Raw genomic sequence first — 16,781 nt, 5'->3', positions numbered from 1 at the left:
AAAAATAATTGATTCTTAAGGAATCAGAACTAATTATTTTTAATCTTTCCATCGATTGCGTATTGTTTGTGTAGGAACTCTTCTAATGCTCATTTACAAAGCCTTAGCAGACCAAGTAAAATTACATTTTTAAGTAAAAGTCTTTGGTAAGACTTATATAGTCTTCTGTATAATCGTGTCTTGATTTTTCAATGACCAGCATTTCTGTTTTAGGAATGGCTGGATTGTTTTGCACGCTTTCGCGAAAGCGAAATTCTATCAATCCCCTTTTTACTTTGCTGTCTTTAGTGCCTTTAATGTAGGTGGTACGCACTGGTTCCAACTGAAAATGAGCAGTTATTTCTAAAAAACGCTCTTCTCGATCTTTAGGAATGATACAGGCAAAAGTCCCATCCTTTTCCAGCAATTGATATACCCCATATACCAGTTCTTCAAAAGGTAAGGCGTCATCAAATCTGGCCTGCTGGCGTTTGTCTTCAATTTGTTCTTCATTCTTGACGCTAACCGCATCATAAAAGGGTGGGTTGCTTACAATGAGATCGTAACGCTCTTCTACTTCTTCATAAAACTCTTGGAATGCAGCATGAAAGCAAAATAAACGATCGCCCCATGGACTGTTTTCAAAGTTCTCTGTTGCTTGCTCATAGGCATCTACATCTATTTCTAGGGCTTCTATATTGGAGTGGTGGAATCGTTGTGCGAGCATTAAAGAAATAACTCCGGTACCACTTCCTATATCAAGGATGCTTCTAGGTTCTTGATGGGGGGTTACCCAGGCGCCTAATAAAACAGCATCAGTACCTATTTTTTGAGCACATCGATCTTGAGCTACGGTAAATTCTTTGAATTTGAATAGGCTCATGATTTAGGGCAATTCATAAAGTTTAAGAAAGATACAGGTCGATCAACCCTTCTGGTGTGGTAACTGTAACGGTCTGGTGCTCCCGGTCTACTTGATCTATAAAATAGTCATTGACCGGTATTAGTATTTCATCTCCGTTGTGATCTACTACAAAAAGAGCTTGAGTGGTCATATCGTTGATACCTGTAATGGTTCCTATCTCACCATGATGGGTATCTATCATTTTATAATTAATGACCTCATGGAAGTAAAATTTATTCCCTTCTAGTGCAGGAAGAAAAGAAAGAGGTAGATAAAGATCTCTCTTCATCATGGCGTCTGCTGCAGCTTCATCATCTATATCTTCTATTTTTATTCTTAGAAGAAGTGACTTGTGCAACTGACTAGATTCAATAAAAAATGGAACCAAATTTTTACCGATCTCGATAAAAACTGATTCCATTTCTGTAAAAAGCTCTGGTTCGTCTGTGTCTAGTTTAACTAATAACTCCCCTTTAAAGCTAAATTTATTAACTACGGTACCTACGTAAAAACATTTTTCTTTACGCATGACCTAAGTTTTTACTCTTCTTCTCCTGTTGCATCAGCACTCTCAGCAGCTGGTTCTTCCACTACTACTGGAGTATTTGCCGCAATACGAGCTTCATTAACTGATTTTTCAGCTTCTAGAGCTTTTGCAGCCATGGCTTCAGCATCTGCTTGGAGACCCGATGCCTTACCAGCAATCTTACCTTCTTTTTCAGATAACCACGCATTGAATTTTTCTTCAGCTTGTTCTTCAGTGAATGCACCTTTACGCACACCACCTTTAAGATGTTTCTTCATCATCACACCTTTGTAGCTTAATAAGTTACGCGCTGTATCTGTAGGTTGTGCACCATTTTCTAACCAAGTTACTGTTCCATCTACATCGAGATGTACTGTTGCTGGGTTGGTGTTAGGGTTGTAAGTACCTAATTTTTCCAGATATTTACCATCTCTTTTTGAACGCGCATCTGCTGCAACGATCCAATAAAATGGTTTTCCTTTTTTACCGTGTCTTTGTAATCTAATTTTTACTGGCATAACTATTAAAGTTTATGGGTGCCCGACCCTGATTATTAATTTGAGGATGCAAAAATATCATTTATTTAATTATCTACATCATATCTTTATATTTTATTTACATTTGTTGCAACACATATTTTATTTTTATGAAACGGATTAGTAAATACCTGTTAATAGCTCTAGCGATCGTTACTTTTGGATCTTGTTCTGAAAATTTAGAAGAGGACAATGTACCTGCGATTCAAGCAGTTCGTAACGGAGAATTCTTTAAGTCTTCACAAATGAGTGCTACGGTAAATGCCGACGGAACACTTTCTGTAATTGGACAGAATTCCCTAGAACGATTAGAGTTCAATTTGGAGGATGACGGAGTTGGAATTTATAGACTAGGAGCAGGTTCTCAAAGCGAGGCTATTTACACTTTTAGTGGGTCGGAGAGTTTTTCTTCTAACTTGGGAAATGGAACTGGAGAAGTACGTCTTACCTCAGTTAATGCTCTAAGTGGTGTTACAGGAACCTTTAGTTTTGTAAGTTATTTAGCAAATAATGCAGACTCTCTTTATATGAGAAAGGGTGTTATTTTTCAAGTGCCATTTGATGGTCCATTAGGAACCGGTGGTGGTTCCTCTTCTAATAGCTTTAACGCTAACGTGGATGGTGTAGCTCTTAATCCCCAAACGGTAGCTGCGGTGGATTCTTCTGGAGTTATTTTAGTAAGTGGTTCCAACAGTTCAGCTGCGATTACCTTAAGTATTCCAGTGGCGGTAACTCCTGGGTCTTATTCGTTTGCTTCTAGTGGTGATTATACGGCTACGTATACTACTAGCGGTGGCGCTAGTGCTACTTCTGTAACCGGCACTCTAGAAGTTGTAACAGCAGATGCTGCCGCAAGTACGCTTTCAGGAACTTTTAATTTTGTGACTGGTCCACCAAATAATTTTGATATCACTAACGGCGCCTTTAGTGTTTCTTATTAATTACAACCCCATTTAAAAAAAATGCCTTGAGGTCACTATCAAGGCATTTTTTATGGCTTTAAAAACATCTTTTTGCTATTATAATCTATAATCGCTTTTGAAGCGATTAAGAAGTCGGCTCCTAATAGTCCTTGGATAGCACGCATTCCTTCTGTTTTCAAAGCCTTATTGATAAAACTCATATCCATACTTAACAAGGTGACATCCTCATCAGACCAATCACTCAATTCTAAGGTATTGTGATGAGAAATACGAGGTCGTAGAGAGCCACTAGCGGTTCCTATTTTTCGGTCCATAAATTCAGTTTCTAGTTGGAATTCTTTATACATGGCTTGATTCACGCAAGTAGCACTGGCACCGGTATCTATGATAAACCTTCCCGGATGTCCGTTTATGGATGCTTTGGTAACTATATGGCCACTTTTTGGCGCCACCCTCAGTTGGTGCGCTATATAGCCTTGGGAATAAAGTAATTTTTTAAGTGATGCCATGAGATAGGTTTAAAGGGTAAATATAATTCTGCTTTTGTAGGTCAACAAGTACTGTAGGAACTTCTTTAAAAGAAATAAGAATACTAGTGTAGCAAACTTCTTTTAAAAAAGAGAAAGCATGCCTATAGCAATCCTTATTTTTGTCTGATGATATTAACAGATACCCATACGCATTTATACAGTGATGCTTTTGATGAAGACCAAGAAGCGATGATACAACGCGCTCTTGACGCTGGAGTAGAACGTTTTTTTGTACCAGCCATAGACTCGAGCTATACCAATGCGATGCTGCATCTCAAGAATAAATATCCATCGCAAGTTCATTTAATGTGCGGCTTACACCCTACACATGTAAAAGAGCATTATAAGGAAGAGCTCGCTCATGTAGCTGAAATGCTAGAAAAGGAATCTTATATAGCGGTGGGGGAGATCGGTATGGACCTGTATTGGGATAGGAGTTTTCAATCGCAACAACAAGAAGCTTTTCATACACAAATACAGTGGTCTATAGATAAGAAACTCCCTATTGCAATTCACTGTAGGGCTGCATTTGACGAAGTGTTTGAGGTCTTAGACGATTATAAAGGCAGTTCACTTCATGGCATATTTCATTGTTTTACGGGTAATTTGGAACAAGCACAACGCGCTGTAGAATTAAAAATGAAATTGGGAATAGGCGGTGTGGTTACTTTTAAGAACGGTAAAATAGATCAGTTTCTCGATCAAATTCCACTTTCTGAAATCGTATTAGAGACAGATGCCCCTTATCTGGCGCCAGTCCCTTACCGCGGCAAGCGCAATGAAAGTGCCTATTTAATTCAAGTAGCAAAGAAGTTAGCCACTATTTACAATAAAGAGATTCGAGAAATTGCAGAAATTACAACTGTAAATTCACGCGAAGTCTTCGGAATATAAAAAGGAGATCATTACATTTGTTTTCTAGCTCAAAGATTTGAATAGATACGACGACATACGATTTTTTAATGACGCTGAAGTGCAAATAGCACTTCAAAGCGCAGTGCGCCATCCCATGATAAAATCACTTTTTCAGTACACGTTTAAAGACATGGACTATGAAGAGGCAAAAAAAATCATACTCTCTTGTAAGTCGATCAATGATTTTCAACGTGATGTGATTTGTAGAACCGTAGAGAGGGTATTGGCAGAATCTAGTGCAGGTTTTACTACTTCAGGTTTTGATCAGTTGGACCCTAATAAGAGTTACCTCTTTATATCTAACCATCGGGACATTGTTTTAGATACTTCTTTGATCAACCTCACCCTTTTTAATAAAGGCCTGATAAGAACCGCAAGTGCTATAGGAGATAACCTAGTACAACGTCCATTTGTCAATGCGCTAAGCCGCCTTACTCGTAATTTTATAGTAAAAAGAGGAGTAAGTCCTAGGGAGATTTTAATGAGTAGCAAGAAACTCAGCGAGTACATCAAGTCCTTAACTCATGAAGATAATAGAAGTGTATGGATAGCGCAACGTCAAGGTCGCACAAAAGACGGTAACGATATCACAGAGCAAGGGGTGCTTAAAATGATTGCACTCGCTGCAGGTAAAGAAGGTTTAGAGAATTATTTAAATAATTTGCGTATTGTCCCGGTATCCATTTCTTATGAGTATGATCCTACGGATATTTTAAAAGTGCCCGAATTACTTGCCAAAGAAGCAGATGAAGAATACATCAAATCTGAAAATGAAGATTTTAATAGTATTTTAAAAGGAGCTTTAGGTCAGAAAAAGCACATTCACATCCACGCGGCAAAGCCCTTTCATATAGAAACTCTAGAAGAGCAAAGCACTAATCAAGTATTGCAGCGCATAGTGCAACACCTGGATAGAGAAATACAAACCAATTACAAGCTTTGGCCTACTAATTATGTCGCCCATGATTTACTAGCAAACAGTGCTAAATACAAAGCGCATTATTCCGACCACGACATGCAGCAGTTTGAACGCAGGTTGCGTTTACGAGTTAATGTAGAAGACCGTAAAGCAGTAGAAAGCTTCTTAAACATGTATGCACGACCTGTATTGAACAAAGAAAAACTGGCCGTCACTAATGAAGCCTAAGATACTATTGATTTATACTGGTGGAACCATTGGTATGATGAAAGATCCGGAGACCAAAGCTTTAAGGGCTTTTGACTTTTCAAAATTACTGGTGCATATTCCAGAAATAAAACAGTTGGATTGTGAGATAGATACGTGTTCCTTTGATCATCCTATAGATTCTTCAGACATGAACCTAGAAGAGTGGCGCAAACTAGGTGATGTGATCCATAAGAATTATGACGATTACCACGGCTTTGTAGTACTTCATGGTAGTGATACCATGTCTTATACGGGGAGCACGCTCAGTTTTATGTTTGAGAATCTTACCAAGCCCATTATACTTACAGGTTCCCAATTGCCTATAGGTGATTTACGTACCGATGCCAAGGAGAACTTGATCACCAGTCTGCAACTTGCGGTAGAACAGGATCAGGATGGACCTATTATTAAAGAGGTTTGTATTTATTTTGAATACCAATTGTATCGAGCTAACCGAACGGCAAAGATGAATGCTGAACAATTTGAAGCTTTTAGCTCGCCTAACTATCCGCCACTAGCAATTAGTGGGGTGAATTTAACTATAGATAGGAGCTTATTGTGGAAATGGCAGGTAGAGGATCCCGCTTTCGCGAAAGCGGAACAAGAAAAAACACCTGTACCAGATCCCAACCTAATGAGGTACCGCCCTAGGTTGGTGGATCGTGTGGTCGTTTTAAAACTCTTTCCAGGAATTACCCAGGAAGTAGTGCGTGCGATATGCCAGATCAATGGATTAGAAGGTATTGTTTTAGAAACTTATGGAAGTGGTAACGCACCTACTCAAAAATGGTTGGTAACCATTCTAAAAGAGGCTTTAGAAAAGGGAATCCGAATGGTAAATGTGACTCAGTGTATAGGCGGTGCTGTAGCTATGGGGAAATATGAAACAAGTATACAGCTCCAGAAAATAGGACTGGTGTCTGGTAAGGACATCACCACCGAGGCAGCATTAGCAAAAATGATGTATTTATTGCAGCATACCGATAGTCCCGAAAGTTTTAAAAGATACTTTGAGACCTCCTTAAGAGGGGAAATAACCGAATAGACTTTCAGATAAAAAAATTGGCTTCAATAGGTATATTGCCTTATTATTGCAAACGCTAACCAAAAACTAGAGAGGTGGCCGAGTGGTCGAAGGCGCACGCCTGGAAAGCGTGTAAACGGCAACGTTTCGAGGGTTCGAATCCCTTCCTCTCTGCTTTGAACCTCATAAACAACTGTTTATGAGGTTTTTATTTTTTAAGGGGCATAAAGTAAGCGCTACCTATCTCACTGTAATGGTTATCATAACATAGAAACCATAAAAATACTTCATAAGTTATTTTCTTATTTGCCTCTGTCGCAAAGGCTAAAAAAACTCCCGTAATTGTTCAATGAACTCGTGAAACCTATTCCACATTAATTTCACTACCCTCATCTAACTTCGTTTTTAAGTTGTGAATTGGAATTTTAATCCTTAAAGATAATTCCTGCTTACTGTGAAAAAGAAACCTTCTATGTCAATGTCTAGAATTGAAATAATAAGAAGATTACTGACATAAGTTTTTCATATTGATTTAGATCAATATGGCAAGGAATGAGGAAACCCGTAACCTAAATTAAATGAATAGCGTTTTATTTGTTGACTCAATGACCTGTTCACAACTCCATCATCAACAAAACAAGTATATAATACTTTAACGAATATCAAGAATGTTTCTTCCTTGTGACAACAAATTGGAAAGGCTCCTATCGCGAAAAGTTAACCTTACCCATATCATACGGTAGGATATGTATTACATAGTGTTCATATAAATAGTTGTAAACAATTTTAACTAACTTAGTACAAGGAAAAATGAAAAAACTTTTACTTCTCTTAACAATTTTACTTGCCACATGGTCATACGGTCAAATTAGGTATGATGATGGCCCAATATATTTTGGATCAAAAAACTTCACTATTCAAGGCAATAAATGGAATAGTAACGATTTAACGTATTTCATACAAAACGGAACATCTGACATAGCTGGTACTTTGGAAAATACTGCAATTGTTGAAGCTTTTGAGATTTGGTCATGTTACACACCATTAACCTTTACACAAGTTAATTCTGCTTCAACAGCCGATATTGTAATACTTTGGGGAACAAATAATCATGGCGATGACTTTCCATTTGATGGAAGCAATGGTGTTCTTGCCCATGCCTTTTACCCACCGCCGAATGGAGGTGCTATTGCAGGAGATATTCATTTTGATGATGATGAGACTTGGACGGATGCTATTCAGACAAATTCTTTCCAACCTATAGATTTGGTAACAGTTGCAGCTCATGAAATAGGTCATTCTCTAGGTTTAGATCATTCAACTGATACAAATGCATTGATGTATGCATTCTATACTGGTTCACATCGCTTTTTGGATATTGACGACATCAATGGAATACAAACAATATATGGATCTAATCCAATTAAAAATATAGAATTAACGGTTTTAGACTTTTTATGCCTTGGAAGCGCTTATACGGTATCAATTGTTCAAAATTGTAATACAAGTCTTAATGCTTCATCATGGGTTGTCTCAAATAATTTACAAATTAACTCTTCAAACCAAAGTACAATAGATATATCACCGAATTTACTAGGAAATAATGGAGAAGCTGGATGGGTGGAAGCAACTCTTTCGAATGGTGAGGTTATCAGGGAAGACTTTTGGATAGGCGAGCCAAGAACTTACGGGTTATATTTCTACAGCTCTGGTAATTTTGAAATTAGCACTCATCGTTGGTATCAATTTACAGCGGATCATCAAAACTTTAACTATCCAGAACATGGTAAGCTTTCTTATGAATGGCAAATGCCTTATGTCCAATTTCGTTTCAATCCACCAAGAAATAAAGTGATAAGTGTTTATCCAACACAAGAAGGTGTATGGCCATACAAAGTAAGAGCAAAGAATATCTGTGGTTGTAGCGACTGGATAACTAATTATTACACTGTTGAACAAGAGCTAGGAGACGATGATTTATATATCGGCCCTGCCGGAAATGATTAATTTAAATACTAATATTATGAAATCGATGATTATAAGTTTATTATCATTACTTTTTATTCTAGGATGCTCCGAAACCGAAGAGAGCAGCACCTCATCAGATAAAAAAATAAATGGAAAATGGGTTTTAACAGAAGTTTTTGTCCATCCACCTAACGGCTCCGGATGGAGAAATGCTGAAACAGACGAAATGTTTACAATCGAATTTTTGACTAATAACACCTTTACCTCTAATCAATACATGAATTGTTCGACAGGGATAGTTTCTACAACGAATGAAGAAATTACTTTGGATTACGAATGCCCTAACTTTTCCATGGGTTATGAGGATCCTGACGGTACCTTTAAATACAGTTACATTCTCTCAAGCGATATTTTAGAAATAACGCCTTTAAATTATGCCTGTTTTGAAGGATGCAAATTTAGACTAGTTAGAGTGCCATAAACTGTTTACAACATGGTATAAACGCAATAGCGGTTCAGGCTTGCACCTGAACCGCTATTGTTTTGAATAATTTATTTTATCAACTAAAAAGAAGCTAAATAAAATCCGCTACTGCGTTTATACATGATCGTTGTAGGCAATATCCCCTGACATTAAACTTAATTTAATAAGTTTAAACAATGGTAAAAATGAAAAACAATTTTAAAAACTTACTTAAACTAACAACTTTGTTGGTTGGAATTTGCCTATTGGCAGTCTCTTGTGAAAATGAGACAGTTGATATTGACAATCAAACATTAATTGAAAATGGAAACAACCCATTTATCAAAAAAGGTAGCATTGGCGATTTTCAAAATATTAATTCTTACGTCTCACGATTAAAAAATCAAAGCACACAGTTTAAGACAGGAGCAGATGCTAACTCAAACAATTTTACAGTTATTGAAAATAGTGATATTTATGTTTATACAGATTCTACCGGGACAACTACATACACAATACCTGTTCGCAGAGAAAACCAGGTTAACTTTAGCTTTAGTAATCTTATTATAAAACTGTAAATGATATCGAAGTCAACTCTTTTATTTTAAATTATTCACCAACACAAGAATATCTTAACGAATTTGTTAATGACCATCAGACACCTTTCGAAGGTGCAATTGAATACGAACCTTTAAGTCTAAACGATTCTTCTGCATCTAGAACTTCTGCAAAAACAGGAGATTGTGGAGAGACTATTATTTTGACTTTTTGTAGTTGGCCTTATGATGACCCTGAGGACGGATATCATGTAGCTGGAGCAACTTGTACACCTGCTTACATGTGGACAGAAACTGTTTTTATAGATGCTGGTTGCAGTAGTAGTGGAGGTGAAGGTTCGAGCGGAACAGGAACTGGTAGCGGAACTGCTAGCGGAACTGGTGGTGGAGCTGGTGATCCTACACCAACTGCCCCTCTTCCATCAGACACATGCGAATCTTCACTAGGCGACACGGGAATTACTGGTAGTGATGAATGTATAACTAGTGCTGATGATATTGAAAGAGGTAATCTGATTCAATCATTAGGTGCACAACTATCAGAAGCCCAAATAAACTGGATTAATACAACGCGTAATATAGCATTGATTTATAATTTAAATGATTTCATAGAGGCGGGTAACTTTTCAAATCAAAACGCCTATCAAAATCAAGCTGCTGAAATTATCGATTCTGCTATAAATAGAACTTTGGTTACAGCATTTCCATTCGTAAAGTATCCTACTGGCAGTAATTATGCTACATTATATCCAAAATTAACAGAATATTTAAAAAATCAACTTCCTACGTTAAAAAACAATACTACTATTATAAAATCTATAAAAACTTACACCAATTTAACTACTGCTCAAATTCAAGAAAATTTACAATGGGGCAGAGGTACTGTAATTAAAGTTGAACAATTGGGCAGTGCTTACGGAATGTTTAAAAAAAGTGTTGATCCTGATAGTTTATATCTAGATATAGATTTAGTAAATCTTTTAGAAACTTCGACTAGTGGTACAGATTTAGCTGATGCAATGGCTTTTCTTATTGGAGTTACAATATTACATGAATTTGTACACTATGGAGACTATAATAACAACGGAGACGCATGGCAATATCCACAAGAAGAAGGATTATTATTTGAAAATGATGTTTACGGACAAAGTGTTTGGATACAAAATGCAGAAATTATACTTAAAAATCTATAAAATGAAATACATCTTAATCACACTTATTCTACTCTTTAATTGTAAAGATAAAAATGAATCTGATTTGACAATATATGCTCAAAGTCAAAATAAAATTAATTTCTACGATTTAATTTTTAATGAACTCGAAAAAGTTGATATCGATATGTTTTATATAAGTTATGATATTGACAAAAATTTTGTTTTAACAGATGACATCAAATCTTCAATAACTTTAATTGGTTTGATTGATGCTAATAAAATTAAAAACTTGTCAAGTAATCAATTAAACTTAAATTATAGTAAAGAATTATCTGTAAAAAATCTCAAGATAATATCAAATTCTAAAATTAGTAAATCATCTAAAACAAAAATAGTATATACTTTTTCGGAGCCATATCAAATTGATAACAACACAATTCTCATTTTCAACAGAATTGAATTTAAAAATAAAAATAGCGAGCTGAGTAAAGGTGGTTCAGAAAGGGTATTTAAATTTATGAAAAATAAGAATGAATGGGAAATAATGAGCGTAGACAATTTGATTGATTTATAATACTACCTATAACAACGAACTGAGGTGAAAAACAACTCTTTTCTTCAATATTTGAGACATTATTATGCTAGGCTCTTAGATCCATTTATTGGATTCTAGAGCCTTATTTTAGATCCAAGGAAAATTTATGTTAACCGCTGCATCTGTATATCAAATTGCTAAGGAATTATCGGACAAGGAAATGGGAAAACTTCATAAAATGATAACTACCGATGTCCAATTATATCAATCGCTAAAAAAAGTGAAAAAGAAACCTTCCATGTCAATGTCTAGAATTGAAATAATAAGAAGATTACTGACATAAGTTTTTCATATTGATTTAGATCAATATGTCAAGGAATAAGGAAACCCGTAACCTAAATTAAATGAATAGCGTTTTATTTGTTGACTCAATGACCTGTTCACAACTCCATCATCAACAAAACAAGTATATAATACTTTAACGAATATCAAGAATGTTTCTTCCTTGTGACAACAAATTGGAAAGGCTACTATCGCGAAAAGTTAACCTTACCCATATCATACGGTAGGATATGTATTACATAGTGTTCATATAAATAGTTGGCAAACATTTTGGCGCAACCAATTGGGAATGAATCTATCTATTAAAAAACAAATACTTTTATTATGAAAAAAATTATAATCTTAATTATCTCAATTGGAATATTTTCAAGTTGTTCAAACGACGATGACAACTCTATGAATAATGAAATAATAGGTGAATGGAAATTAATGGAGGCTCAAATTTTCAATTTTGGAGGACAGAGTTCAACTGATTATTCAAATGAAAATATAATTTACAACTTTCAGTCAAGTGGAATTTTGAAAGTGACTGAAGGACAAAACGCTGGTTATCCAGAAGGAGAATATGAATACTTTTTTGGTGAAGACTATCTTGGAGGAGGAACGACTGACCCAAAAGTCTTGTTAGTTAAAATTAATGACTCTAAATGGACATATAACTTAACTAATGGAAAAATGAAATTGGGAAAATCTTATGTTGACGGACCTGATTTAATTCTGGAAAGAAAATAAAAAACGATTTGCCAACAATGTATAACCGCAATTACGGCGGATTCGACTGCGTCCGAATCCACTCGGAATTGCTAAAGTCTGTACCAAACCGAAAATTAAGGCATATTAACCCGTAACTGACGGTTATACTAGACCGTTGTAGGCAATATCCCCTGACATTAAACTTAATTTAATAAGTTTAAACAATGGTAAAAATGAAAAACAATTTTAAAAACTTACTTAAACTAACAACTTTGTTGGTTGGAATTTGCCTATTGGCAGTCTCTTGTGAAAATGAGACAGTTGATATTGACAATCAAACATTAATTGAAAATGGAAACAACCCATTTATCAAAAAAGGTAGCATTGGCGATTTTCAAAATATTAATTCTTACGTCTCACGATTGAAAAATCAAAGCACACTGTTTAAGACAGGAGCAGATGCTAACTCAAACAATTTTACAGTTATTGAAAATAGTGATATTTATGTTTATACAGATTCTACCGGGACAACTACATACACAATACCTGTTCGCAGAGAAAACCAGGTTAACTTTAGCTTTAGTAATCTTATTATAAAAACTGTAAATGATATCGAAGTCAACTCTTTTATTTTAAATTATTCACCAACACAAGAATATCTTAACGAATTTGTTAATGACCATCAGACACCTTTCGAAGGTGCAATTGAATACGAACCTTTAAGTCTAAACGATTCTTCTGCATCTAGAACTTCTGCAAAAACAGGAGATTGTGTAGAGACTATTATTTTGACTTTTTGTAGTTGGCCTTATGATGACCCTGAGGACGGATATCATGTAGCTGGAGCAACTTGTACACCTGCTTACATGTGGACAGAAACTGTTTTTATAGATGCTGGTTGCAGTAGTAGTGGGGGTGAAGGTTCAAGCGGAACAGGAACTGGTAGCGGAACTGGTGGTGGAGCTGGTGATCCTACACCAACTGCCCCTCTTCCATCAGACACATGCGAATCTTCACTAGGCGACACGGGAATTACTGGTAGTGATGAATGTATAACTAGTGCTGATGATATTGAAAGAGGTAATCTGATTCAATCATTAGGTGCACAACTATTAGAAGCCCAAATAAACTGGATTAATACAACGCGGAATATTTCATTGATATATGAATTAAATAACTTTTTAGAACAAGGTAGTTACTATGACCAAAATCTATATGATGAACTTGTGGTTATTGCGATTGACAATCACATGAACTTTACCCTATCAAATTATCCCGGATCAGCAAATGGCTTGCCTTTTAATTGGTGGAACGATGAAGATTTTATTATAAATTCTGGCAATTTTGATATTGATGATGAAAGACCTAATGGAAGAGAAGTTATCGTTTTTGCTGCGTACCCTGCTCAAGCTATACTTCATGTTGAAAATAGCAATACCGCACTAGATAGATCCTGGGAGCTTGTAACTAACAATACGCTTACTGGCATAGAGGATGGAAAAGCTGATGCTTTTAGGCATGCATTTTGGAACGCACTTGGAACAGCTGAATTTGGTTCAAGAATAATGAAGTACTTTGCAGATGCACATGAATGGGGGGAAACTGGTTTACCAGTTACTATGGACTTTTATAATAACCATAAGGGAAGAGTCCTTCGTGAAAATTACAGCTTTTTAACTAGTGAAGCGACAATTTCAACAGCCATACTACAAGCCGTTTTTAATGGGAGTTTTAAGTATATCAACAGTTCCGGTATTCTTGTTCCAACAAATTTATAAATTATGATTTCGATAATACTGAGTTTAGCGATTCTAGCTGGAATGATCTTTTTGCTTTTTTTATTAGTAAAAAAGCAAATTAAAAAAGTAAGTTATTTCAAAGAAAGAAAAATAGGTGCGAATATTGTATCAGCAATATTGTCAATTTTTCTATATTTAATATTATCAGTCTCACTATTATTTCACATTACTAAAATTCCTCAAAGAAAATTTGATAAATCAATTTGGAAAAATAATGTAAGCGAAAGATATAAAATGATTGACGATTTAGTTCAATCCAATTATTTGATTGGTAAAGAAAAAGACACTGTTGAAAGTGTTTTTGGAAAGCCATTAAAAATTGATTCTGAAAAAGAAATAATAGAATATGAGCTTATTGGTCGTAGTTGGGGAGATTTTAGAATAATTAAATTAAGACTTCATATGGAAGATAATTTAGTAAAAAAAATAGAATATTCAGAACATAATTAAATTGTAAAATACCTATAACAAGATGCGTAAAAAACAGCCCAAATTATTTCCTAATCAATGATTTGAGGGTTTTTGAAAAGTCGTCATATTTCTAAATTTGACAAGTTCTCAAAACTAAAATAATTAGTAAATCTAAAAATTCGGCTTTAGCTTAACCGAAAAGTAATCGCTATTTTGCTCGCTACGAGCCATATACTTGACAGTTAGTGGTAACCCAAAACAGAAAACTAAAAAAAGAAACCTTCATTGCCAATGTCTCATTATAGTCACCCCTTTTCTTAGGACAGTTTCACAGCATAGTTAAGTTCAAAAATAAAAATAGCGAGCTGAGTAAAGGTGGTTCAGAAAGAGTATTGAAATTTATGAAAAATAAGAATGAATGGGAAATAATGAGCATAGACAATTTGATTGATTTATAATACTACCTATAACACCGAACTGAGGTGAAAAACAAGTGATTTTCACTTAATTTCTCCAAACACCTTAAACTCGCTCCATATGGGCTATCTAATGATACTTTTTTGATAACTGCTTAGTCATCTATACTGCTATAGAGGGTGGTTTTAATAGTATTTTTACTTTAGAAATCTTGGAGTCTTGTGTTATCCATCCAAAAGATCGGCCAGTTCTTTACCTACTAAACTTCCTATAGCAACTCCCATCCCGCCTAATCGCACGCCACAAAACACATGGTCGTTGAGTTGTTTTACAATAGGCTTTTTAGTCGTTCCTATGCCCATAATGCCCGTCCAGCGATGGTCTATTTTAAAAGGAGTGTTTGGTAAAATGATGGTTTTAAGAAGCTCTTCTAGTTTGTTTTGAATGAGCGCTGTTTGATTAAAATCTGTAGTTTCTTCCCCTTTAAAATCGAGATTTCTACCGCCACCTAATAGGATCCTGTTTTCTATATTTCTAAAATAATAATAACCTCTATCCAGATGAAAGGTTCCTTTGATAGGTAAGTTTTTTATAGGTTGTGTAATGAGCACTTGCGCTCTGGCGGGTTGAACGCTTTCATTTAAAAGTTGCGAGGCAAATCCATTAGTCGCTATAAAGACTTTGGAGCTTGAAAATTCAAAGTGATCAGTTTTAATTTGTACCTGACTTCCATGTTGTGAGATATCTTCTACCGTGATATTGTTTAAAATCTTAATGTTCCTTTTGTACACCAGCGCTAATAAGGAGGTCATCATTTTACCTGTGTCAATTTGGCCTTCAAAAGGATTAAAGCTGTAATGCTCTTTGATATGGTTAAAGTGAAAGCTGTTCTCTTTGAGCGAAAATACAGGAGCCTTAAAAAGGGGGTGTAATAGCTTATTGACTTCATCTCTTTGATGAAGGCAAGTGGCATAGAGTTCTTCATCAGATTTTAAAAAGAGCTCGTAACCACCTAATTCTTGATAGCCTATAGCCTTGTCACCCAAAGTGGTACGCATCAACTGCAATCCAGCTATGCGTTGTTTTACCAGTTGTAAGACCTCTTCTGGAGGGTGGTTTTCTAAATCATCTATGAGTTCGCTCAAACTTCCAAAGCAAGCAAAACCAGCATTTTTAGTACTGGCGCCCTGAGGTAAAACACCTTTTTCTAAGATCAATATGGCCGCTTTTGGGAAGCGTTTTCTCAGACTTAAAGCACAATTAAGACCAACGATTCCGCTACCGACCACAGTAAAATCTACGTCGGTAAGCCAAGACTTTATTTCCCAATAAGATAAATTCATAAGCCGTATTTTTTATTGTAACGCCTGCTGAGCTATTTCCAAGGGTTGAATTTATGAAATAGGAAATAAAGTAGAGCCCTTATAAGTGGTATCCTCGCAATAAAAATCAAAAGACAGATGAACCGTTACACAGGTGTTGCTTGTTTTTTATCTATCAGATAAATCAGGCTATTTACAATTCATCTAACATATCAAAAGGTCGGAGAAGTCTTTTTAGCTTGTGATTAGTACTATTCGATTGATCTTGATTGAGGTAAGCAATAAGCTTTTTTAGGTCTTTTGAATTTTTTACAATATCAAAGGTTGATTTGTAATTCTCAAAGACGGGGCGATGAGTGGGTTTGTTATATACCTCGTAAATTTCTAAATGTCTGGGGTCTTCTTTGATCTTTTGGTACAATTGTAACAGGTGTTTTTCATTTCCTTCTAAAACCTGAAAAAAATTCCCAAGGGAATATAAAAGAATCCCGCTTACTGCGTTCTTATTATTTGCTGTGGATGTGTAGTGGAACAACTCCTCTATGTCTTTTTCTTGTAGCTCGGGCGCCCCTTTACTGACGTAACAAATAGTATATAAAGATCTCATAAAACTAA

18 protein-coding genes and 1 tRNA gene are annotated in these 16,781 nt (G+C 35.6%); 13 read left to right on the top strand and 6 right to left on the bottom strand.

Annotated elements, in window-relative coordinates; translation table 11 throughout:
• Positions 1-121: 121 nt before the first annotated feature.
• From KG732_RS02495 to KG732_RS02485, 3 genes are read right to left on the bottom strand one after another with little or no spacing between them, the layout of a single operon-like run.
• Positions 122-862 (bottom strand): methyltransferase, encoded by a 741-nt coding sequence (locus KG732_RS02495; protein WP_213520804.1) that lies wholly within the window; start codon positions 860-862, stop codon positions 122-124.
• A 22-nt stretch (positions 863-884) separates the two neighbouring features.
• A complete protein-coding gene (gene rimM / locus KG732_RS02490; protein WP_213520803.1) occupies positions 885-1,412 on the bottom strand; it encodes a ribosome maturation factor RimM in 528 nt (175 codons plus the stop codon).
• Between the two features lie 11 nt (positions 1,413-1,423).
• Entirely contained in the window at positions 1,424-1,927 is a 504-nt protein-coding gene (locus tag KG732_RS02485; protein ID WP_213520802.1) for a 30S ribosomal protein S16, read from the bottom strand.
• Positions 1,928-2,055: 128 nt separating this feature from the next.
• On the opposite strand from KG732_RS02485, the gene KG732_RS02480 reads away from it, so the two are divergent.
• Positions 2,056-2,886 carry a DUF6252 family protein gene (locus KG732_RS02480; RefSeq protein ID WP_213520801.1) on the top strand — a complete coding sequence of 277 codons (831 nt, stop codon included), beginning with the start codon at positions 2,056-2,058 and terminating at the stop codon, positions 2,884-2,886.
• A 50-nt stretch (positions 2,887-2,936) separates the two neighbouring features.
• Here KG732_RS02480 and KG732_RS02475 read toward each other — a convergent pair whose 3' ends face one another.
• Entirely contained in the window at positions 2,937-3,377 is a 441-nt protein-coding gene (locus KG732_RS02475; protein WP_213520800.1) for a TIGR02281 family clan AA aspartic protease, read from the bottom strand.
• 147 nt (positions 3,378-3,524) lie between these two features.
• Between KG732_RS02475 and KG732_RS02470 the strand changes: the two genes are divergently transcribed.
• From KG732_RS02470 to KG732_RS02415, 12 genes are all read left to right on the top strand, one after another.
• A complete protein-coding gene (locus KG732_RS02470; protein WP_213520799.1) occupies positions 3,525-4,292 on the top strand; it encodes a TatD family hydrolase in 768 nt (255 codons plus the stop codon).
• 37 nt (positions 4,293-4,329) lie between these two features.
• Positions 4,330-5,460 carry a 1-acyl-sn-glycerol-3-phosphate acyltransferase gene (locus KG732_RS02465; RefSeq protein ID WP_213520798.1) on the top strand — a complete coding sequence of 377 codons (1,131 nt, stop codon included), beginning with the start codon at positions 4,330-4,332 and terminating at the stop codon, positions 5,458-5,460.
• Positions 5,450-6,526, top strand: coding sequence for an asparaginase (locus KG732_RS02460; protein ID WP_213520797.1), 1,077 nt, complete (start codon positions 5,450-5,452; stop codon positions 6,524-6,526). Before KG732_RS02465 ends, KG732_RS02460 begins: the two co-directional genes overlap by 11 nt.
• Before the next feature lie 68 nt (positions 6,527-6,594).
• Positions 6,595-6,679: transfer RNA gene (locus KG732_RS02455), tRNA-Ser, on the top strand.
• Between the two features lie 636 nt (positions 6,680-7,315).
• On the top strand, positions 7,316-8,512 hold the full coding sequence (locus tag KG732_RS02450; RefSeq protein ID WP_213520796.1) for a M10 family metallopeptidase domain-containing protein: 1,197 nt from the start codon (positions 7,316-7,318) through the stop codon (positions 8,510-8,512).
• Between the two features lie 16 nt (positions 8,513-8,528).
• Entirely contained in the window at positions 8,529-8,954 is a 426-nt protein-coding gene (locus KG732_RS02445) for a hypothetical protein (protein WP_213520795.1), read from the top strand.
• A 188-nt stretch (positions 8,955-9,142) separates the two neighbouring features.
• On the top strand, positions 9,143-9,514 hold the full coding sequence (locus tag KG732_RS02440; protein ID WP_213520794.1) for a hypothetical protein: 372 nt from the start codon (positions 9,143-9,145) through the stop codon (positions 9,512-9,514).
• A 182-nt stretch (positions 9,515-9,696) separates the two neighbouring features.
• A complete protein-coding gene (locus KG732_RS02435; RefSeq protein ID WP_213520793.1) occupies positions 9,697-10,686 on the top strand; it encodes a hypothetical protein in 990 nt (329 codons plus the stop codon).
• Position 10,687: 1 nt separating this feature from the next.
• Positions 10,688-11,221 (top strand): hypothetical protein, encoded by a 534-nt coding sequence (locus KG732_RS02430; RefSeq protein ID WP_213520792.1) that lies wholly within the window; start codon positions 10,688-10,690, stop codon positions 11,219-11,221.
• 627 nt (positions 11,222-11,848) lie between these two features.
• Positions 11,849-12,256 carry a hypothetical protein gene (locus KG732_RS02425; protein WP_213520791.1) on the top strand — a complete coding sequence of 136 codons (408 nt, stop codon included), beginning with the start codon at positions 11,849-11,851 and terminating at the stop codon, positions 12,254-12,256.
• 194 nt (positions 12,257-12,450) lie between these two features.
• Entirely contained in the window at positions 12,451-13,995 is a 1,545-nt protein-coding gene (locus KG732_RS02420; RefSeq protein ID WP_213520790.1) for a hypothetical protein, read from the top strand.
• Positions 13,996-13,998: 3 nt separating this feature from the next.
• Entirely contained in the window at positions 13,999-14,466 is a 468-nt protein-coding gene (locus KG732_RS02415) for a hypothetical protein (RefSeq protein ID WP_213520789.1), read from the top strand.
• Positions 14,467-15,068: 602 nt separating this feature from the next.
• Here the strand turns inward: KG732_RS02415 and KG732_RS02410 are convergent.
• The gene (locus tag KG732_RS02410) at positions 15,069-16,187 is read right to left on the bottom strand and encodes an FAD-binding oxidoreductase (RefSeq protein WP_213520788.1); all 1,119 of its coding nucleotides are present in this window, start codon (positions 16,185-16,187) and stop codon (positions 15,069-15,071) included.
• Between the two features lie 172 nt (positions 16,188-16,359).
• Positions 16,360-16,773 (bottom strand): BLUF domain-containing protein, encoded by a 414-nt coding sequence (locus tag KG732_RS02405; RefSeq protein WP_213520787.1) that lies wholly within the window; start codon positions 16,771-16,773, stop codon positions 16,360-16,362.
• Positions 16,774-16,781: the final 8 nt, after the last annotated feature.

The sequence above is a fragment of the Nonlabens sp. genome (assembly GCF_018401815.1).
In the GTDB taxonomy this organism is placed as follows: Bacteria; Bacteroidota; Bacteroidia; order Flavobacteriales; family Flavobacteriaceae; genus Nonlabens.
This window is presented reverse-complemented; position numbering and strand designations above follow the sequence as displayed.